Here is a 19,023-nt window from a genome sequence, read left to right as displayed (position 1 = left end):
GGGTCGGAACGTCCAGACACGACCCTTATCGCAGACGGAGGGGACTGGCGCCTCACGTATCGCAGACAGAGGAGGCTGGCGTCTCACGCTCGGCGACCCCCCTGGCCTGCCGGCCATCTCCTCCTCAAGCGGGGAGATTAGCAGCTCTACCCAAACATTTGGAATGTCGTCACGATTGCTGCACTATATCAGTGCATAAGCGACGCTATGGGCCAGGGAGAATTGGGCGCTTGAAGGAAGTCAGGATACAGAAGCCGGAGCGGCAGCAGCGCCTGTTTGGCCTGTCGACGCCGCTCAGGGCCGCTGTCATTCCGCCGCTGTCGGCGGCGCGCTGGCTCCTGGTGCTGATCGTTGCCGCTGGCGTTTACTTCTTCCACGGCTTCCTGTTTCCGGTCCTTGCCGCCCTGGTGATCGCCTTCGCCAGCTGGCCGCTCTACCGACGGCTGCTCGCCGGCGTCGGCGGCAACCGCACCATCGCGGCGACGCTTGCGATCTTGTTCATCCTGACCTTCCTGGTGGTGCCGATCGCGCTTGCCGGCACCTACGCCATCAATGAGGTGCGCGAATGGGTCAACTGGTCGATCGAGACCAACCGCTACGGTGCGCCGACGCCGCACTGGATTGCCACCATGCCGGTGGTGGGCGAATGGCTCAATGAACAATGGACGGTCAACGTTGGCCACCCTGGCGGTATCGGCGAACTGATCCAGCTGATCAGCGGCGCCAATATCGGCAGCATCTACCGCGGCGTGCTTGCCGCGGGCGGCAGCGCCTTCGGCCTTTTGCTGACGCTGCTGTTCATGATGATCGCGCTGTTCTTCGCCTATCGTGACGGCGAGCATTTCGCCGGACAGGTCGATCGCCTCGGCGAACGCATCCTGCCGGCCAGATGGGAACGGATCTCACGCGTGGTGCCGGCGACGATCTCCTCGACGGTGACCGGCATGACCGTTATCGCCATCGGCGAAGGGCTGGTGCTGGGCATCGCTTACTGGTTGGCCGGCGTGCCTTCGCCGGTGACGCTCGGCGCGCTGACCGGCATCATGGCGCTGATCCCCGGCGGCGCGCCCCTGTCCTTCACGCTGGTCTCGATCTATCTCGCCGCCAGCGGCTCGCCGATGGCTGGGCTGGCACTGTTCGTCTGGGGCGCGGTCGAACTCTTCGTCGTCGACAAGACATTGCGCCCAAAGCTGGTCGGCGGGCCGATAAAGCTGCCCTTCCTGCCAACCTTTTTCGGCCTGATCGGCGGCGTCAAGACGATGGGTTTTCTCGGCCTGTTCATAGGCCCGGTGCTGATGGCCCTGCTGGTCGCAATCTGGCGCGAATGGCTGCGCGAAGTGGAACTGACCGATGAACTCGCTGCCGCCGAACCGGCGGAGCACGATGACGCGCCGCCGCAGATCGAAATTGTCGCCGAACGTGCCGCCGCGAAAAAGAATCAGGCCGGGTGACTGACGGCGAACGTGGCGCGGCGCTTGCGCCCCTCGTGCAACTGCCAGAGCGAATGGCCGATCAAGGTCATGATGAGGATTGCGCCGCCGATCAGGCTGTAGCGCGACGGCGCTTCGGCGAAGATCATCCACACCCAGACCGGCGCCAGCACGGTTTCTAACAGGTAGAACATCGCCACTTCCGGCCCGGAGATGTATTTCGGGCCGTTGGCGAGGCAGAAGAAAGAGATCGGCATGATGACGGCACCGTTGAAGACGATCCACCATGGCGCGTTGACGTGAAAACCCACCTTGGAAACCATCAGGGCGGCGACGGCCAGCGGCAGGACCACTCCGATCAGCGCCGTGAAACCCATATCCTTGCCGCTTGCGCGCGAGATAGTGATGGCCGCTGCGATCATGAAAGCCGAGCATAGCGCCATCAGGTCGCCGAAGAGATGTCCGGTTCCAACGGAATCGCCGACAATGATCGTCACGCCGACGATCATCAGTGCCAGCGCTGCAAGCGTCAGGGGCCGTGGCCTCTCCTTCAGGAACAGCCATGACAAAAGGGCCGCGAACATGGTTGTGAACGCCAGGATGAAAACGAGGTTGGCGGTCGAGGTGCTGTAGACGCCGGTGATGAAGGCGATCGAGCCGAGCCCGTAGAGGGCGGCAACGATGAGCCCTGACCAGCCCGGGATAAGCTGCGGCGCCTTTGCGCTCAGCGAGCGCCAGACGGCCCAGATGATGAGCGTGGCGACGAAGGTCGTACCGGTGCGCAACAGCAGGATCGTCCATGCCTCGCCATCGGCGAGCCGGATCAGCGGAATGTCGACCGTCAGCGTCAGCCCGCCGATGGCGGTGATCAGAAGGCCTCTCTGGTGCTCGTTGTGGGAAGACATGCGGCAATTCTCGCGTAGGCTTGGAGGCGCAAAATTGACCTGCCCGGTTTCCAGCCGATCGGCCGGAAGCCCAGCGGGCATCTTCCTCGAAACAATTTAAGACTGAATACCGAAAGCGAAGATCAGCGCGAAACCGCTTCGTGATTGTAGCGTTCCCAACCTTTCGGGCCGAGATGCTCCTGCGGCTGGAAGCGCATCTTATAATTCATCTTGCGCGAGCCGTTGACCCAGTAACCCAGGTAGACATGGGGCAGGCCCATCGCCCTGGCGCGGGCGATGTGGTCGAGGATCATGAAGGTGCCGAGCGAGCGGTCCTCGAAGTCCGGGTTGAAGTAGGAATAGACCATCGACAGGCCATCGGCCATCTTGTCGGTGAGCGCCACGGCGATCAGCTCGCCCTGGCCCTTGCCGGTGATGAAGCTGTCGGGTCCGCGGCGACGGTATTCGATGACCTTGGTGTCGACATGGGTATCCTCTACCATCATGGCGTAGTCGAGCACGGTCATATCGGACATGCCGCCACGGCGATGGCGGGCGTCGAGATAGCTGCGGAACAGCGAATACTGCTCGGTGGAGGGCTCGGCGTCGTGCATGGCGCCGACCAGATCCGAATTATGCTGTATGACCCGTTTCATGTTGCGGCTGGCGGTGAATTCCTGCGCCAGGATGCGCACCGACACACAGGCGCGGCAGGTCTCGCAAGCCGGCCTGTAGGCGATGTTCTGCGACCGCCTGAATCCACCCTGCGTCAACAGATCGTTCATTTCCGGGGCCTTGTCGCCGACCAGGTGTGTGAACACCTTGCGCTCGAACTGGCCCTCGAGATAGGGACATGGCGAGGGCGCGGTCAGAAAGAACTGCGGCGACTGGGTCGGGTGCTGCGTCATCGAGCCTTGGAAACACTCCTGCGAATCGCTCTACCTTTGGCGCGGAAGCCGAAAAATTCAACAGGATTGTGAAAGCCTGGTTGATTGGACGTCTTCACATTTGTGCGCAAAGGCTGCGGCCGCGCTTCAAAAGTCTGCTCAGCGGCCGCTGCGGCTGACGACAGTGCCGAGCAGCAGGTCGTGCAGCGTGCGCTTGCGATCGGAAAACAGGCTCACCAGCAGGACCAGCGGCGAAAGGATGACATTGCCGGCCCAAAACAGCACCGAATGCACGACGGCGGTCAGCCCGTCGATGGGGCTGCCGTCGAGTCGGTCGAGCCGGATGCCCATTATCTTCATGCCGGTGGTGGCCTGGTCTTTACTGCCGAGCGTGTTCCAGATGTAGAGGATGGCGACGGCTGGCACGAGAATGGAAAACAGCATCCAGCCGAGGCCGAGCGTCAACAGCCCGAACAAGAACACCAGGATCGCGAATGGAATGGTGAGCAGCGCCACGATGAAATAATCGATGAAGAAGGCGAGAATGCGCCGCGTGCGTACGCCCTCATAGGCGCTGATATCTTCGAGCCTGCTGGTGATGATTTCGCCGTCGAGAACGCGAGCGTTCATGTCATTTCCTCGTAATCGAACCCGGGTTAATGCACGGGGCCGCTTGTGGATGAAATGGTGAAGGTTCGCGGCGGAATCAAGATCGAGCCGTCCACCATGTAGATGGTGACGGAGCACTTGGCGCCGTCTGTGACTTGTTGAATTTGTGGCGCGGATAGCGTTAGCTTGCTGCGGCGCAACAAAAGCGCCAAGCCGAGGGGACGGGGCGACATGGACTACGACATGCTGGTCATCGGCAGCGGCCCATCCGGGCGCCGCGCCGCGGTGCAGTCGGCCAAGCTCGGCAAGTCGGTGCTGGTGGTCGACAGAGGCCGGCGCCTCGGCGGCGTGTCGGTGCATACCGGCACCATCCCGTCGAAGACGTTGCGCGAGACGGTGCTCAACCTCTCAGGCTGGCGCGAGCGCGGCTTTTACGGTCGCGGCTACCGGGTCAAGCAGGACATTTCGGTTGGCGATCTGGTCGAGCGCCTGCATAAGACGCTCGACCATGAGGTCGAGGTGCTGCAGCACCAGTTCATGCGCAACACGGTCAAGAGCGCACGTGCCGCGGCAAAATTCCTCGGCCCCAACAAGGTCAGCCTGACCACCGACACCGGCGACTACAGCGAGGTTGGCTTCGCCCATGCGCTGATCGCGGTCGGCACCCGGCCGCACCGGCCGCGCGACGTGCCGTTCGACAAGACACGGATCTTCGACAGCGACGAGATGCTGGAGCTCGACCGCCTGCCGCGCACTCTGACGGTGATCGGCGCCGGCGTCATCGGCGTCGAATATGCAACGATCTTTTCGGCGCTCGACGTGTCGGTGACGCTGGTCGAGCCGCGCAATACCATGTTGGATTTCGTCGACCGCGAGATCGTCGACGACTTCATCCATCAGATGCGCGACCGCGGCATGACCATCCGCTTGGGCAGCGCCGTCAAGGAGATCGCCTCGAAACCCGATCATGCCGAGGTGATGCTGGCCGACGGCCGCACCATACGTTCCGAGATGGTGCTTTATGCTGCAGGGCGTACCGGCAATGTCGGCAGCCTGGGCTTGGAAGCGGTCGGCATTGAGGCCGATCCCAGGGGCCGCATCAAGGTCGATCCGCAGACGTTCCAGACAAGCGCGCCCAACATCTATGCCGCCGGCGACGTCATTGGTTTTCCGAGCCTGGCCTCGACTTCGATGGAGCAGGGCAGGGTGGCCGCCTGCCACGCGTTCGGCGTGCCGTTGCCGCCGCCGCCCGAAACCTTTCCCTATGGCATATATGCCGTGCCGGAAATCTCCACTGTCGGCCAGTCCGAGGAGCAGGTGCGCGAGAGTGGTGCAGCCTATGAGGTCGGCGTGGCGCGGTTTCGCGAGACCTCGCGCGGCCACATCATGGGCGTCAACACCGGCTTTCTGAAGCTTCTGTTTTCGATCGAAACACGCCGTCTGCTCGGCGCCCATATTGTCGGCGAGGGCGCGACCGAACTCATCCACATTGGCCAGGCGGTCATCAATCTCGGTGGCACTGTCGACTTCTTCGTCAACAACACCTTCAACTATCCGACGCTGGCCGAAGCCTACAAGATCGCCGGGCTGGACGCCTGGAACCGCATGGGGCGAGGCTAGCTTCGAGGCTTATCGATCTGACGTTGCAACGGCGGCTGCAGGATCTGCCAGCCACCGCCTGACGATCGCGGCGTCCGGATTGCCGATTTCATGGCCGGAGGCGACGGTGTGGGCCTCGACTTTGGCGCCATGCCGGCTGAGCAGTCCGACCAGCGCGAGTGCGAAGGGCCGGTAAATCAGGTCGTCGGCGCCGGATAAGATTACCACCCGTGCGTTGCTGAGATCCGCCGGCGGCACCTCGTCCAGAACCGGCATCGGGCGCAGCAAAGCCGCTTGGACGATCAGCCGCGGATGAAGCAGCATCACGCTTGAAACCAGGTTGGCGCCGTTGGAGTAGCCGATAAAGGAGGCTCGGGCGAGATCGAGGTCGTGGCGTTTCGCGGCCTTGGGGATGAAGTCAGCGAAAGCGTCCGCCTCTTTGCGGATGCTGTCCTGCTCGAATCGTATCGGCGAAATCCGCCTGAACCAGCGGAAACCGTCTTCCTGGGCGATGCGGCCACGCACCGCCACCAAGGTGGCGTGCGGCGAGACTTGGCGCCCCAGCGGCACCAGAGTCGTCTCGTCGACACCCGATCCATGCAGCAGAAAGAGGCACTCTCCGGTTGGTGCTGCGGGCCTGTAAACGCGATAAAAAAATGGCAGGTCGCGCCGCAAAAAGTCATCTTCCGGAGGTTTTTCGGACATAGTTGCATCCTTTTGTTTTCACGATGTTTCATTCATTTGCCGGCTTCAAAACGGAATATTTTCAAGCTCCGCGAAAGTTGATTGAACCGGGCGCATTTCAGTCCGTTTCTTTGCCGATATAATCCCCGCGGGAGGGATTCGAAGCAGTGTGCGCCGGGTGGTCGCCCGGGTGGTCGCATACCGCGCATGAACAACCAGCTTTAAGGCCTTTTATCGATGACCATGCCAGTTTCGCCGGAACGCGATACGCGTATTGACGTGTTCCGGGCACTCGCCCTCCTGACCATATTCATCGACCACGTGCCGGGCACAGTTTTCGAAACCCTGACCTACAAGAATTTCGGGTTTTCGGATGCGGCCGAGGCCTTCGTGCTGATCTCCGGCATGTCCGTCGCTCTTGCCTACGGCACCAGATTCCAGCCGGGAAACCGGTTGGTCGCAACGCTGAAGATGTGGCGCCGCGCCGGCGTGCTCTATGTCACCCACATCGTCACGACGATGGTGGTCATGGCCATCTTCTGCGCAGCGGCGGTGTTTGCGAAACGGCCGGACCTTCTGACGCTGATCAACATCGAGCCGCTCGTCAGGAATCCGCCGCAAGTCCTGGTCGGTGTCGTCACGCTCGGCCATCAGCTCGGTTACAACAACATACTGCCGGTCTATGCGGTGCTGCTGTTGATGGCGCCGGCCTTCCTGCTGTTCATCAGCTACAGGCCACTGGCCGCGCTTGCCGTGTCCGCAGCCCTTTGGCTGGTTGCCGGAATCTACCAGATCGCGCCGCCGAACTACCCGGAGCCCGGGTTCTGGTTCCTCAATCCGCTGTCATGGCAATTGCTGTTCAATATCGGCATGGCCAGCGTGTTGCATGTGCGGCGCGGCGGCACCATCCCGGTCAATCGATGGCTGGTCGGCGCGGCGGCCGCCTATGTGCTGACGGCGCTCGTCTGGGTGCATAGCCCGCTGTGGGGGCATGTGTCATGGCTCGACCTGCCGGTGGTGCTGACCGGTTTCGACAAGACGTTCCTGTCGTTGCCGCGGCTGCTGCACATCCTGGCGATGAGCTATCTGGTCGTCGCCTTGCCTTTCGTCTCGAACCTGTTCCGCACCGGCCGCGACAATCCGCTCGCCATATTGGGCAAACGCTCGCTGCCGGTTTTCATTGCCGGCACGGTGATTGCCATGGCGGCGCAGGTGATGAAGCTGATCAACCCGGGCGGCATTGCCTATGACAGTCTGCTGCTCGCCGCCGGCATCGCCATGCAGTTCGCGCTCGCCTTTTATCTGGAGTGGCTGTCCGCAATCGGCTGGTCCGGCAAGGGCAAGCCGGTCCGCAACGAGGCGCTGCCTGTTCGTCCATCCTTTGGCATCGGTCCCATGGCGGCCAATAGATAAGATTTGGAGCCGATCTGCCCCAGTCAGCCTGTACTTGGCGGTGGTCCGGACGATGCCCTGACGACAAGTTCGACGTCGAGCGTTTCTCGCCGCACCGTGCCGTCGAAGTCGAGGATTCTTCGCGCTGCCCGGCGGCCGATCTCGGCGATCGGCTGGGCGATGGTGGTGAGCGGAGGCTCGCAAGTTGCGGCTTCAGGCACGCCGTCGAAGCCGACGACGGAAACATCGCGGGGAACCGCGATGCCCCGTGCGTTGAGCCATTCCAATGCCACCATTGCGATCCGGTCCGACATCGCCAGGATGGCGGTCGGCGGTTCCGCCGAGGCGAAGATGGTTTCAAGGCCAGCCCTTGTGCTCGCCTTATCGTTTTCGGTCTCGTAGACCGGCACTTTGGTGGTGTCGACACCAAACCGGGAAAGCTCTTCGAAATAGCCGAGGAGGCGATCACGGGTTCCGGTATAGGACGCCGTCCGGACCTGCTCGGGCGAGACAAGACCGGTGCTGTCGTCGGCGAAGGCCAGCGACAACACGGCGAAGCGGCGATGTCCAAGTTCCGCCAGATGGCGCGCCGCGAGCCGGCCGCCGGCAACATTGTCGATACTGATCGCGGAGACCGTGTCGTCCTGCGAGCCGAGCTCGAGCGCGACGAAGGGGAGCTTTCGTTCGCGCGTCAGCTCAACGAGACGCGGACCGCCCTCGATGCAGAACAGGATGAAGCCGTCCACGAGGGCGCTCTGGATATTCCAGGCAAGTTTTTCCTCGTTGCCAGCCGACACGAGGGCTATTCCCGCGCCGGTGGCGTCGCAGGCCTCCGAGATGCCGGCCATCATCACGCGGGCAAACGGGTCGTCGAAGAAATAAGACAGCGGCTCGGTTGTGGCGACGCCGATTGCATTGACCTTGCCGGCGCGCAGCAGGCGGCCCTTGGGATCCGGGCCGGCGTAGCCCAGCGCGTCGGCCGCCGCCTTGACCCGCTCGCGGACCTCCTCGCGCACGATTTCGGGACGGCTGAAGACATTGGAGGCAGTGCCGTGCGATACGCCCGCGGCCTTGGCGATGTCCGCCAGCCGGATGGGCCTCCTGCCGCCTTCGGTGAGTGATGCCATTTGTTTGTCTCCAGGACTCCTGTCCAACAGTATCGCCGATTACCTAACATCTTCCTTGGATCGATTCAAATTTCTGCTTGACATTTATAATGTGACGCGTATTCTTGAATCGATCCAAGAGCGGTTTTTATCCGCAGATTGGATCGATACAAGAGGAGAGCGCCATGCACCCCGTCAATTATCTGTTCGAGGACATTTACCGGAACGACTGGAGCATCCGCTCGGGCGCGGATGTCCGTAAGGGGCGCGACAGGACCGGTCCGTGGATTCGCGACCTGCGTTTCCTCGTAGGACGCAAGCGGAGCTGATCGGCGGCCTATTTTTGTCCCCGCGGGTTGGATCGATTCAAAAAGCTAGAGGAGATTAAGCCATGCATCCGATCAAGCATCTGTTCGAAGACATCTATCGCAATTATTGGGGCATCTCGCCGGCCACCGAACGGCTGGAGCGACGGCGTATAGTCAAGACGCCCAAGCGCGACGGCCAAGTCCGGCCCGAACGTCCGCGAGACTGAGCTGGCAAGACGGAGCTCGTGGATCGAGCGCGGCTGGGGAAAGAGCAGCGGCCGCCATTGGTTGCCGCATCAATGGCGGCGCGGGTGTACCAGCGCCGAGGCGGCCATCACGAGCCAGCCGCCGATGAGCAACGTGCCGCCGATCGGCGCCGACATCGGGAACAGCCGCGAGCCAAGGAAGTCGCGGGCCAAAAGATCTCCCGAGAACAGCAGAAGCCCGACGAGAAGGATGAGGCTTCCGGTTCGCAGGATTCTATTGCCACCGAGCAGCCCGACGGTAAGGAAGACCGGCGCATGCATGAGCAGGAAGGATGCGGCCGTACCGACGAAAGCGCCGCCGAGATGTGCCGCCGCCGCCGAAAGAGCCACGCCGGTTCCGCCGCATAGGGCGCCGGCAAAAATCAGAATGCGACTGCCCGCCGTCTGTTCAGCCATGCTCATTTCCACGCCTCCGCGATTCCTGGCGACCGCCTGAGATAGTGCGGCGAACCGTGTCAGGATTTGCCGGCTTCCGCCAGCATGGCGCGTTCGCGGCGTGACTGGACCAGCCAGTTATAGGCCGCTCCGCCCGCCATCAGCACGGATGTGCCGAGAAACACCGAGCGCATACCGAAATGGCCGCCGACGAAGCCGCCGAGCAACGGTCCGGCGACCTGGCCGACATATTGCGCCGAGATCGACAAGCCCAGCATACCGCCGCCGACGCCGTCTGGCACATTGTGGCGGATGACGCTGGTGATGCAGGGCACGAGACCGCCAAGCGCCAGGCCCATCAGGAAACGCAGTCCGACGAGTTGCCAGCCCTGCGTAACGAAGGCCTGCGGGATCAGGAGCAGCGCCGAGACGGCGAGTGCGGCAACGATTACGTTCCAGTGGCCGATACGGTCGGCGAGCTTGCCGAGCCGCGACGCCGACAGGATGGCGCCGAGCGCTGCCGCGGACATGACGATGCCGGAGATCAGCGTGACCTGGCTCTGATCTTCGATGAGCTGTTGGACATAGACGGTGATGATCGGCTCGATCGACATGCTGGCAAAACTCAACAGCATGCCGGTCGCCAGCATGGCGACGACGGGGCGCTTGTCGGGAATCTGCGACCAGCCGCCTCTCGCGTTTTCTTGTGAGGCCGCCTTGACGGCAACCGGGCGAGGGGCCTCCCTGATCAGCAAGGTGGTTGCCAGAAACGCCAGGAAAATGACGCCGCCGGCGAGCAGGAAGGTGGCGCGGATTCCAATCAGCGGCGGCAGCGCGCCGCCGAGCAGCGGACCGACCAGGGCACCGGCGGTTATGCCGGCCGACAGCACGCCCAGCGCCCAGCCGGAGCGATCCTTCGGCGTCTGCATGGCAACCAGGATGGTCGAGCCCGAAGAATAGCCGCCGGCAAAGCCGATCAGCAGGCGCAGGAGCACCAATTGCCAGACGGTCTGCACCATGCCGGTCAGCGACATGCACAGCGCCATGCCGAAACTGGCACGCACCAGCATCAGTTTGCGGCCGTAGCGGTCGCCTAGCCGCCCCCACAGCGGTGCGACCAGCGCGGCAGCAAGGAAGGTTGCGCCGTAGGCAATGCCCGACCACTGGACGATCGCCGCGTGACCCTCGGCGCCCAACTGCTCGACGTAAAGCGGCAGGAAGGGCAACAGCAGCGTCATCGCTACAAGCGTGCTGAACGAGCCGGCAAAACACACGGCGAGATTGCGACGCCAGTGGACGTTGTGCGTGCCTTGCGTGGCGAGGGTGGCGTCTTGCGGCATGTCCTGTCCTCTCCGGCCGGCTTGGATGAAAACTTGTTGTGGATCCCATTTTGGTATACCGGATTGGTATCCGTCATGGACGCAAGGCTGGTCGCTGTCAATGCGGCCGCTGCAAAGTGATCGGCAACAAATGGCCGGTGAACAGAGAGCCAATGAACCGGCTCCAACAAACGGAACGCCAATGTCGCAGATGCAAAACGTCGAAAGGCAGCTTCGCGAGATGATCCTCGGGCTCGAGATCGGTCCGGGCGAGCGGCTGACGGAGCGCTGGGTCGAAAGCCGTTTCGGCGCCTCGCGTACGCCGGTCAGGGCGGCATTGCTGCGGCTCGAGACCGAAGGCCTGATCTGCCGCGACGGCCGCGGCTGGACGGTCTCGCCTATCAATCTTGCTGAGCTCGAGCAGATTGCCGTCTATCGCGAGGCGGTCGAGGTCGCGGCACTCAGAATAACTTGCATCTTGCAGGACAGGAGTGCCGTCGAAATCGTCGAGGCGATGCTCGATTCTTGCGACGACAAGACGCCGCGCGAGGAATGGCATCGCGTCGGCATGGATTTTCATATCGAGCTGGCGCGACTGTCCGGCAACGAGTTCCTGTTCAGAGCGGTTCGCGACGCGATGACACGCCTGTCGCGCGCCCGCTGGCTCGAGGTTCGCGACGAGGCAGCACTTGGCCGTGCCTGGGCCGAACACCATGCCATTCTGTCGGCGGTGCGGGCCGGCGATGCCGATAGCGCCGCCCACCTGCTTTCAGCCCACATCATTGGCAGCCGCGACCGGCTGGTGACCTCGCTGCGCAACGACCGGCGTGGCCTCCGCGCCAGGGGATTTGCCGTCGTCGCTTGAGTGAGGATCGGCTGCCATTGATCACGAAAAGGGCAGATGAGCGAAGAATGCTACTTTCGGTCTCGCTTCGCAAATGCCGATGGCGTAAGAGCGGCGATGGAAAACAACCGATTTGACACACCCGTGACCGTCAAGGGCGCGGCGGGAAGCAATCAGCTCTTGCGTACGGCCCGCGAGGCTTCCGACTACCTCCTCAACAATTGGCCCGGCAAGCGCAGTCCCAAGCACCGCGAAGCGCTGCAGGCCTGTCATGATGCGCTGGCCGGCGACAAGCCGGCCATGAACGCAAGACGGGCCTTCATTGCCGCAGCTCGTGAAGTGAACGTCTTCGTCAGCGACAAGGCGCCCGCCTGAGGCATAGCGGGATTTGACGGAGGCCCGGACCGCCTGACAGGCCGGGTGTCATCACTCGGCCGTTTCGGTTTTGGTTTGGGACTCGCTCTCGCCCTCGGGCTTCGATCGCTCCTTGGCTGCGACCTTGGCAGCCTGCTTTTCCGCCCTCTTGGCAGCCTTCTGCCGGTCGCGTTCCTTGCGCTCCTGACCGTAGTTCGGTGCTCGTGCCATATCGGTTCCTTTCATTGTGCTTGGCCTTTGCCTAGGAGCATTGGGCCGCAAACACAACACCGCAGAGCACGATCGGCTCCATATCTCGGCGCAGTCCGGGAGCCTGGCTTCAGGCTGTTTTCAGGCGCCATCGCGGTCGAGGATGAGATCGGCCGGACCGAACCGGTCCTTTGCGGTGAACTGCTGGTGCCAGTAGGGATAGAGCACGGGCGGCCTGCTGACCGCGTCGAGCCGTGTGCGCTCCTCATCGCCAAGCACCAGGCTTGCAGCGGCGATATTGTCTTTGAAATGCGCTTCGGTTCGTCCGCCGATCACCAACGAGCTGACGGCGGGCCGGCCGAGTAGCCAGGCAAGCGCCACCTGCGCCGCCGACACACCGTGGTTGTTGCCAATGTCGATCAGCGCGTCGACGATCCGCCACAGCCGGTCCTCGTCGCGGATCGGCGGTTCCGACCATCCGCTGAGCTGGCGGGCGGTCGGCTGGTCACGGTGGTATTTGCCGGACAGCAACCCGCCGGCAAGCGGGCTCCAGACCAGCACGCCGAGCCCCTGGTCGACCGAGATCGGCAACAATTCATACTCGGCCTCGCGCGCTTCCAACGTGTAATGGATCTGCTGGGTGACGAAGCGCGGCTGGTGATGACGGTCACTGATCCCCAGCCCCTTCATCACTTGCCAGCCGGAATAATTGGAGCAGCCGACATAACGGACCTTGCCCTGCGTGACCAGAGTGTCGAGCGCGGCGATAGTTTCCTCAAGCGGTGTCAGGCCATCCCACTCGTGCAGGAAATAGATGTCGATGACATCGGTCCTGAGGCGCCTCAGGCTCCTCTCGCATTCGCGGATCAGATGGTAGCGCGACAAGCCTTCATCGTTGGGGCCTTTGCCGATCCGCATGCGCGCCTTGGAGGCGATCAGCACGTCGCCCTTGCGCTTGCCTCCGAGCGCCTCGCCGATGATCTCTTCCGACACGCCGTTCGAATAGACGTTGGCGGTGTCGATGACATTGACGCCGGCATCGATGCAAAGGTCGATCATCCGGCGCGCCTCGTCGAGGTCGGTCTTGCCGACCGCCGAAAACGCGCCGCCGCCACCGAACGTCATGGTGCCCATGGTCAGCGTCGAAACCTTCAGCCCGGAACGGCCGAGAGTGCGGTATTCCATGTCGTATCCTCACGATTTATCGGGAAAGGGCGTTGCAAACGACAGCCCTCAATGAACCGGGCATTTGTAGGATAATTCGTTCCGCTTGTCGCCAGTTCCGCAGGGCAAGCTCGATCACATCTTTCCGATTGAACGCACAGCCAGCGCAGCAGTGGCTGCAATAAAAACCGTCATTGCCGGCCTATACTAACATCGGTTCAGCGCTTCGATTTCCGGCCGCCGGGCCGGGCGGCGGAGCGCCTGACAGCGGCCGGCAAGGACTGTAAGCGGAGCAGCGCAAATGACCGAGATAAAACAGAATTCTCCGGCCAGGGACTGGCTGGAAGCGGAACTCGCCGACACGCTCGACGAAGATTATGAGCTGGAAATCTCGGAGCCGGCGCTGTCGATGGAGATCGCCAAGATCTACAAGAATGCGCATCCGCCATCGATCGACCGCCTGCAGTATTTTCGCGATCTCATCACGCTGCAATCCGAATTGATCAAGCTGCAGTCCTGGGTCGCCTATCACAAGAAGAAGCTCGTCGTGGTCTTCGAGGGCCGCGACTCGGCGGGCAAGGGTGGCGCCCCGTGGTTCATCGTCGAGGGCAACGACAAGAAACGGGCACGGCTGAACTGCATCGACCAACTCCTCAAGCAGATGCCTTATGAGGAGGCGCCGCACGAAGAGATCACACTGCCGGAGCGCGTCTTCAATCCCGAATACAAGCGCCAGGTACTGCCGCGCGAACTGTATGTGCCGGAGAAGTACTGACTAAAGCGGCGAGGAGGGCGCTGCTCTGTGGCGCCCTGCGACAAGCTAGGTACGCTCGATGATGACGTGCGTGGCTTTCGGCGTCGCGACCTGCTCGCTGCAGCGATAGCCGAGCTTGGGCATGTCGATGCCGGCAAAAAGGTTCTCGCCGGCGCCCAGCAGGACCGGTGAGATCGCCAGATGCAATTCGTCGATGAGCTTTTCCTGGAGATATTGCCGGATCGTTGCGACGCCGCCGCCGAGCCTTATGTCCTTGCCGTCAGCCGCTGCTTTCGCCTTTTGCAGCGCTGAGTGGATGCCATCGGTCACGAAATAGAAGGTCGTGCCGCCCTCCATGACAATCGGATCACGCGGATGATGCGTGAGCACGAAGACCGGCACATGGTAGGGCGGGTTGTCACCCCACCAGCCTTTCCAGCTGTCATCCGGCCATTCGCCGCGGATTGGCCCAAACATGTTGCGGCCGAGGATCCATGCGCCGACGTTTTCGAAGCTGCGTGCGGCGAACGCCTCGTCAGTGTCCGTGGTCCCGCCATCCTTGCCGAGGACCATCTTGCGGAAAGTGCGGGTGCCAAACATCCATCCGTGCAGGGCTTCCCCGCCAACACCCAGCGGGTTCTTCAGGTCTTGGTCGGGACCGGCGCCGAAGCCGTCGATCGACAGGGTGAAAGCGCTGACGCGAAGTTTGGACATGAGAGCCTCCTCGATAACCAATTGTGACATGCAAGCAGTTATCGGGTTAGCTTAACTGATTGCATTTTGCAAGCGGTGTTTTTGGATCGCCGGCTAGCGATGAACGGCTGGGCCACAACCGCCAATCTCCCAACGCTGGCGATTGGCCATAACCAACCATCCCGTCGTCATCCTGGGGCGAAGCAAGGAGCGAAGCGACGCGGCGCAGACCCTAGGATCCATGCCGTGACATCGGCCGAAGAACACAGCGGCCCAGAACGACGAACCACGCGAATGGAGATCAAGAAGACCAATCCGGAATGGTTCGAACTTTTTCGGAGAACCGGATGGTTGCGTTCGGTTTTCGATCCGCCGGAGCACTGCCGCCAGGTCACGGCATGGATCCTGGGGTCTCCGCGACGGAGCTTCGCTCCTGCTCGCCCCAGGATGACGAGGGGGAGGGAGGATTCGGCCAATCCCGAAGGTTTACGACAGGCCCCATCCCATGCACCAAAGTCCCAAAACGATGCGATCACCTATCCCTTCAGCATCGCCGCTACTTCGGGCGCAAAGTAGGTGAGAATCCCGTCGCAGCCGGCGCGCTTGAACGCGAGCAGCGATTCCAGCATCGCCTTGTCGCCGTCGATCCAGCCATTGGCGGCGGCGGCCTTGATCATCGAATATTCGCCCGAGACCTGATAGGCGAAGGTCGGCATCTGCAACTCGTCCTTCAGCCGGCGGATGATGTCGAGATAGGGCAGGCCGGGCTTGACCATCAGCATGTCGGCGCCTTCGGCTAGATCCTGCTCGGCCTCGCGCACCGCTTCGTCGGAATTGGCGTGGTCGATGTAATAGGTCTTCTTGTCGCCCTTGAGCAGGCCGGCGGTGCCGACCGCCTCACGATAGGGGCCGTAAAAGGCGGATGCGAACTTGGTCGCATAGGACATGATCGCTACATCCTGAAATCCATTGGCGTCGAGCGCATCGCGGATGGCACCGATCCGGCCGTCCATCATGTCCGAGGGGGCAATGATGTCGGCCCCCGCCGCCGCCTGAATGACGGCCGCCGCCGACACCTGCTCCACCGTTTCATCATTGACGATAATGCCCTCGCGCAAGATGCCGTCATGGCCATGCGAGGTGAACGGATCCAGCGCCGCGTCGGTGATGATGCCGATCTCCGGCACCGCCCGCTTGATGGCGCGGGTGGCGCGGTTGATGATGTTTTCGGGATCGAGGATGTGCGAACCGGTCTGATCGCGCAGGCCGAGCTCCACATTGGGGAAAGTGGCGATCGCCGGAATGCCAAGCTTGGCCGCGCGCTCAGCCTCCTTGACGGCGAGGTCGAGCGACAGGCGGAACACGCCGGGCATGGCGGCGATCGGTTCGCGCACTTGTCTGCCGTCGACGACGAAGATCGGCCAGATCAGATCGTCGACCGAGAGCCGGTTCTCCTGGACAAGGCGGCGCGACCAATCGGCCTTGCGCATGCGCCGCAGCCGCCGGCTGCCGGTGATCTCGTCGACGCTGCGCGCGCCGGCAGGCTTTGCAGGTGTGAATTTGTTCATCGCCAAAACTCCGGACGGGCGGCTTTTACCACGAGCCTTCGCTGCTGACCAATGCGACACGATTGTGCCAGCGGTCCTGTTGGGCGTTATTCTGGTTGACCATTGCCCGACAGGATCTGCGCAGCACCCCGCATGGCGACGCGGAATGCCTCGTCGAAGCTGACACCGCGCACTTGCCACTTATAAGCCTTGCCGTTCATGGCAAGCCGCCAATCGGCGATCCAGCCCAACTCTTTGTCGCTCCAGATCAGGCTGCCGGCGAGCGCCTGATCGGCACCGGCCTTTCGGGCAAGCTGGTCCAGCGTCGCCATATCGGCATGGCGCAGGGCCCGGTCGTCAAGCTTCGAGGCCGACAGCATCGACGCTTCGGGAAACAAAATCCGCATGACCAGCGGACCGGTGGCATTGACGAAGGATTCGCGCATCGCCGCCCCGCGCTGGTCGTCGGCAGTCAGCGCGAAATGCCTTGTGCCTTGCTCCGCCGCCAGAAAAATCGCCAGGCGTGGCCGCTCGGCAAGCCATGGCTTGCTGCCAAGCGCGGCAAGCACCGGATCGATGACGTCGGGCCTGTATAGGCAGGTGAGATCATGCGGCCGGTCGTGCGTGCCTTGTTCGTCATGGACCGGAATGCCTTCAAGGCGGTCGTGGTAGCGGAATTCGGCAACGAAGCTGCCGGCCTTGTCGCGCAGCGCCGCCACCTCAGGTTTTTTCGCCAGCCGCTGATCACCGGAGACACGGACCAGCACCGCATCCAAACATGTCTTGAAACCGATCTGGCGATTGACCTCGCCCTGGCCGGTGACGATGGTCTGCGACTGGTAGAGACTATCCACGGTTTCGGCCGATACGGGAGGAGTGTTCGCAGCGATTAGGCCGACCACCACAACAGCAAGGCGTGGCAACCAAGGCATGGCCCAACCTTCCAGTTCAAAGCGCCAGCATTAGCACCGGCTGCGGCCACGGGCCAGCAGGCGGGATTGGCGCTGCCATTGACGTGGCTATGCGCCACGCATTAGCACTTCACTCCCGGCGGGCGCGGGAGGGATTCTCTGGCGATGGATTTTGGCGGAGGCGACGAGATTCGCTTCGAAAGGTTGGGCAGGGCCGGCGTCGTCACGCTGACGCGGCCGCAGGCGCTCAATGCCGTAACCCACCGCATGGTCAAGGCGCTGGACAAGGCGCTGCGCAGCTGGGAACGCGACGATGGTGTCGACGTCGTCGTCGTCAAGGCCGAGGGCAGGGCATTTTCGGCGGGCGGCGACATCCTCCACATCTACGAAGCCGGCCGGGCTGGAAAACCGCCGGTCGAGTTCTTCGCCGACGAGTACCGGCTGAACGCCCGCATCGCCCGTTTCAAGAAACCCTATGTCGCCCTGATCGACGGCATCGTCATGGGCGGCGGCGTCGGCATCTCCTTCCATGGCTCGCAGCGGGTGCTGACCGAGAACGCGCAATTTGCCATGCCAGAGGTCGGCATCGGCTTTTTCCCGGATGTCGGCGCCAGCCATCTGTTGCCGGATCTCGGCGGCAGCTTCGGCATGTATCTGGCGCTGACCGGCAACCGCATCCGCTATGGCGATGCTTTGTGGTCGGGCCTCGCCACCCATACGATCAAGGCGGAGGACCAGCCCGGCTTTCTCGACCGGCTGGCGGCAAGCGGCGACCCGGAATCGGTGCTGCGCGGCTGCTTCGTCCCGGCCAAACGCGAGACAGACAGGCCGACGCTGGAAGCCATCGCTCGGCATTTCGCGCAGCCGTCACTGGCCGATATGGTCGCCAGCCTGGAGCGGGCAGCCATCGCCGACGAGTTCGCGGCAAAGACGCTGGCCACCATCCGCACACGTTCACCGACCAGCCTGCATGTCGCGTGGCGCCAGATCAGCGCCGGGCAGACGTTGTCGATGGACGAGTGCATGAAAATGGAGTTCCGTATCCTCAACCGTATGCTTGTCGGGCACGACTTCTATGAAGGTATCCGCGCCGCCATCATCGATAAAGGCTCGACGCCGCAATGGCGGCCGGCAGGCATCGATGACGTCAGCGCCGCCGACGTCGATGCCTATTTCGCATCGCTCGGCGAACGGGAACTGAAGCTGTGAGCGAGGCCACCTCGAGACGCGTGGTGCTGCAGCCCTCGACGATCGAGGTCATCTTCGCCTGGTTCCAGCGCGTTATCGCCGGCTATTGTCTGCTGTTCGGCATCTTGTACTGGATCCGGCTGATCGGCGTTTACCCCGGCCAGTTGTGGCGCTTCGATCTGATGCCGGTGCACTGGCAGGTGGCGGCGGTGGTGCTGGCGGTGTTTTTTCCATTCGCTGCCGCCGGCCTGTGGATGCTGGCGTCCTGGGGGCCGGTGATCTGGTTCATCTGCGCGGTGACCGAGTGCGTCATGTATGCTGGCTTCCCCGACTTGTTCGGCCGCCGGCCGCTGATCGTCGCCTCGCACCTTGCGGTGGCGCTGCTCTACATAGTGTTCCGCGTGGTGATCTGGATCCAGAAGCGGCAAGCCCGGCGATAGCAATTCCGGCCAGGATCGTTGGCTAAATCTTTAGGTTAATCATCCTTGCTCGGGTGACC

Annotated in this window: 22 protein-coding genes; 10 read left to right on the top strand and 12 right to left on the bottom strand. The window is 62.6% G+C overall.

Annotation, left to right across the window (positions count from 1 at the left end; translation table 11 throughout):
• The first annotated feature begins 230 nt into the window (after window positions 1-230).
• Window positions 231-1,451 (top strand): AI-2E family transporter, encoded by a 1,221-nt coding sequence (locus NKH78_RS21790; protein ID WP_352506529.1) that lies wholly within the window; start codon window positions 231-233, stop codon window positions 1,449-1,451.
• Here the strand turns inward: NKH78_RS21790 and NKH78_RS21785 are convergent.
• The 3 genes from NKH78_RS21785 to NKH78_RS21775 all read right to left on the bottom strand — a co-directional run bounded on the left by NKH78_RS21785 (window position 1,439) and on the right by NKH78_RS21775 (window position 3,831).
• A complete protein-coding gene (locus NKH78_RS21785; protein WP_352506528.1) occupies window positions 1,439-2,335 on the bottom strand; it encodes a DMT family transporter in 897 nt (298 codons plus the stop codon). The genes NKH78_RS21790 and NKH78_RS21785 overlap by 13 nt on opposite strands.
• A gap of 122 nt (window positions 2,336-2,457) precedes the next feature.
• A complete protein-coding gene (locus NKH78_RS21780) occupies window positions 2,458-3,222 on the bottom strand; it encodes an arginyltransferase (RefSeq protein WP_023717252.1) in 765 nt (254 codons plus the stop codon).
• 138 nt (window positions 3,223-3,360) lie between these two features.
• On the bottom strand, window positions 3,361-3,831 hold the full coding sequence (locus NKH78_RS21775) for an RDD family protein (protein WP_352506527.1): 471 nt from the start codon (window positions 3,829-3,831) through the stop codon (window positions 3,361-3,363).
• A gap of 210 nt (window positions 3,832-4,041) precedes the next feature.
• Here NKH78_RS21775 and sthA point away from each other — a divergent pair, with 210 nt between their 5' ends.
• Window positions 4,042-5,430 (top strand): Si-specific NAD(P)(+) transhydrogenase, encoded by a 1,389-nt coding sequence (gene sthA, locus NKH78_RS21770; RefSeq protein ID WP_352506526.1) that lies wholly within the window; start codon window positions 4,042-4,044, stop codon window positions 5,428-5,430.
• Between the two features lie 9 nt (window positions 5,431-5,439).
• On the opposite strand, the gene NKH78_RS21765 is transcribed toward sthA, so the two are convergent.
• Window positions 5,440-6,114 carry an alpha/beta hydrolase gene (locus NKH78_RS21765; RefSeq protein ID WP_352689395.1) on the bottom strand — a complete coding sequence of 225 codons (675 nt, stop codon included), beginning with the start codon at window positions 6,112-6,114 and terminating at the stop codon, window positions 5,440-5,442.
• A 216-nt stretch (window positions 6,115-6,330) separates the two neighbouring features.
• Between NKH78_RS21765 and NKH78_RS21760 the strand changes: the two genes are divergently transcribed.
• Window positions 6,331-7,506 carry an OpgC family protein gene (locus NKH78_RS21760; protein ID WP_352506524.1) on the top strand — a complete coding sequence of 392 codons (1,176 nt, stop codon included), beginning with the start codon at window positions 6,331-6,333 and terminating at the stop codon, window positions 7,504-7,506.
• 23 nt (window positions 7,507-7,529) lie between these two features.
• Here the strand turns inward: NKH78_RS21760 and NKH78_RS21755 are convergent, their stop codons facing one another.
• Window positions 7,530-8,612, bottom strand: coding sequence for a LacI family DNA-binding transcriptional regulator (locus NKH78_RS21755; protein WP_352506523.1), 1,083 nt, complete (start codon window positions 8,610-8,612; stop codon window positions 7,530-7,532).
• Between the two features lie 164 nt (window positions 8,613-8,776).
• Here NKH78_RS21755 and NKH78_RS21750 point away from each other — a divergent pair, with 164 nt between their 5' ends.
• Both NKH78_RS21750 and NKH78_RS21745 read left to right on the top strand, forming a co-directional pair.
• Window positions 8,777-8,920, top strand: coding sequence for a hypothetical protein (locus tag NKH78_RS21750; protein ID WP_352506522.1), 144 nt, complete (start codon window positions 8,777-8,779; stop codon window positions 8,918-8,920).
• Between the two features lie 62 nt (window positions 8,921-8,982).
• Entirely contained in the window at window positions 8,983-9,126 is a 144-nt protein-coding gene (locus NKH78_RS21745; protein WP_352649953.1) for a hypothetical protein, read from the top strand.
• Between the two features lie 69 nt (window positions 9,127-9,195).
• Here NKH78_RS21745 and NKH78_RS21740 read toward each other — a convergent pair whose 3' ends face one another.
• On the bottom strand, window positions 9,196-9,567 hold the full coding sequence (locus tag NKH78_RS21740; RefSeq protein WP_352738276.1) for a DUF423 domain-containing protein: 372 nt from the start codon (window positions 9,565-9,567) through the stop codon (window positions 9,196-9,198).
• Between the two features lie 53 nt (window positions 9,568-9,620).
• Window positions 9,621-10,880, bottom strand: coding sequence for a multidrug efflux MFS transporter (locus NKH78_RS21735; protein WP_352738278.1), 1,260 nt, complete (start codon window positions 10,878-10,880; stop codon window positions 9,621-9,623).
• Window positions 10,881-11,061: 181 nt separating this feature from the next.
• On the opposite strand from NKH78_RS21735, the gene NKH78_RS21730 reads away from it, so the two are divergent.
• Both NKH78_RS21730 and NKH78_RS21725 read left to right on the top strand, forming a co-directional pair.
• On the top strand, window positions 11,062-11,724 hold the full coding sequence (locus tag NKH78_RS21730; RefSeq protein ID WP_352738279.1) for a GntR family transcriptional regulator: 663 nt from the start codon (window positions 11,062-11,064) through the stop codon (window positions 11,722-11,724).
• Between the two features lie 96 nt (window positions 11,725-11,820).
• Window positions 11,821-12,078, top strand: a complete 258-nt coding sequence (locus NKH78_RS21725) for a DUF982 domain-containing protein (RefSeq protein WP_023674477.1) — start codon at window positions 11,821-11,823, stop codon at window positions 12,076-12,078.
• Between the two features lie 51 nt (window positions 12,079-12,129).
• On the opposite strand, the gene NKH78_RS21720 is transcribed toward NKH78_RS21725, so the two are convergent.
• Together NKH78_RS21720 and NKH78_RS21715 are read right to left on the bottom strand one after the other, a co-directional pair.
• Complete coding sequence (locus NKH78_RS21720; protein ID WP_352738280.1) at window positions 12,130-12,288, bottom strand: hypothetical protein; 159 nt, start codon at window positions 12,286-12,288, stop codon at window positions 12,130-12,132.
• A 120-nt stretch (window positions 12,289-12,408) separates the two neighbouring features.
• The gene (locus tag NKH78_RS21715) at window positions 12,409-13,452 is read right to left on the bottom strand and encodes an aldo/keto reductase (protein ID WP_352738282.1); all 1,044 of its coding nucleotides are present in this window, start codon (window positions 13,450-13,452) and stop codon (window positions 12,409-12,411) included.
• A 280-nt stretch (window positions 13,453-13,732) separates the two neighbouring features.
• Between NKH78_RS21715 and NKH78_RS21710 the strand changes: the two genes are divergently transcribed.
• On the top strand, window positions 13,733-14,206 hold the full coding sequence (locus tag NKH78_RS21710) for a polyphosphate kinase 2 family protein (RefSeq protein ID WP_352738283.1): 474 nt from the start codon (window positions 13,733-13,735) through the stop codon (window positions 14,204-14,206).
• A 45-nt stretch (window positions 14,207-14,251) separates the two neighbouring features.
• On the opposite strand, the gene NKH78_RS21705 is transcribed toward NKH78_RS21710, so the two are convergent.
• The 3 genes from NKH78_RS21705 to NKH78_RS21695 all read right to left on the bottom strand — a co-directional run bounded on the left by NKH78_RS21705 (window position 14,252) and on the right by NKH78_RS21695 (window position 17,357).
• Window positions 14,252-14,899: a dihydrofolate reductase family protein gene (locus NKH78_RS21705; RefSeq protein ID WP_352477155.1), complete on the bottom strand. Its 648-nt coding sequence runs from the start codon at window positions 14,897-14,899 to the stop codon at window positions 14,252-14,254.
• 515 nt (window positions 14,900-15,414) lie between these two features.
• Window positions 15,415-16,446, bottom strand: a complete 1,032-nt coding sequence (gene hemB / locus NKH78_RS21700) for a porphobilinogen synthase (RefSeq protein WP_352506516.1) — start codon at window positions 16,444-16,446, stop codon at window positions 15,415-15,417.
• 86 nt (window positions 16,447-16,532) lie between these two features.
• Window positions 16,533-17,357 carry a DUF8605 domain-containing protein gene (locus NKH78_RS21695; RefSeq protein WP_352738285.1) on the bottom strand — a complete coding sequence of 275 codons (825 nt, stop codon included), beginning with the start codon at window positions 17,355-17,357 and terminating at the stop codon, window positions 16,533-16,535.
• Window positions 17,358-17,501: 144 nt separating this feature from the next.
• Here NKH78_RS21695 and NKH78_RS21690 point away from each other — a divergent pair, with 144 nt between their 5' ends.
• Entirely contained in the window at window positions 17,502-18,545 is a 1,044-nt protein-coding gene (locus tag NKH78_RS21690) for an enoyl-CoA hydratase/isomerase family protein (protein ID WP_352506513.1), read from the top strand.
• Window positions 18,542-18,964, top strand: coding sequence for a DUF6163 family protein (locus NKH78_RS21685; protein WP_352506512.1), 423 nt, complete (start codon window positions 18,542-18,544; stop codon window positions 18,962-18,964). The genes NKH78_RS21690 and NKH78_RS21685 overlap by 4 nt, the downstream gene beginning before the upstream one ends.
• Window positions 18,965-19,023 lie beyond the last annotated feature (59 nt).

Source organism: Mesorhizobium sp. M0910 (assembly GCF_040319465.1).
Classification (GTDB): Bacteria; Pseudomonadota; Alphaproteobacteria; order Rhizobiales; family Rhizobiaceae; genus Mesorhizobium.
This window is presented reverse-complemented; position numbering and strand designations above follow the sequence as displayed.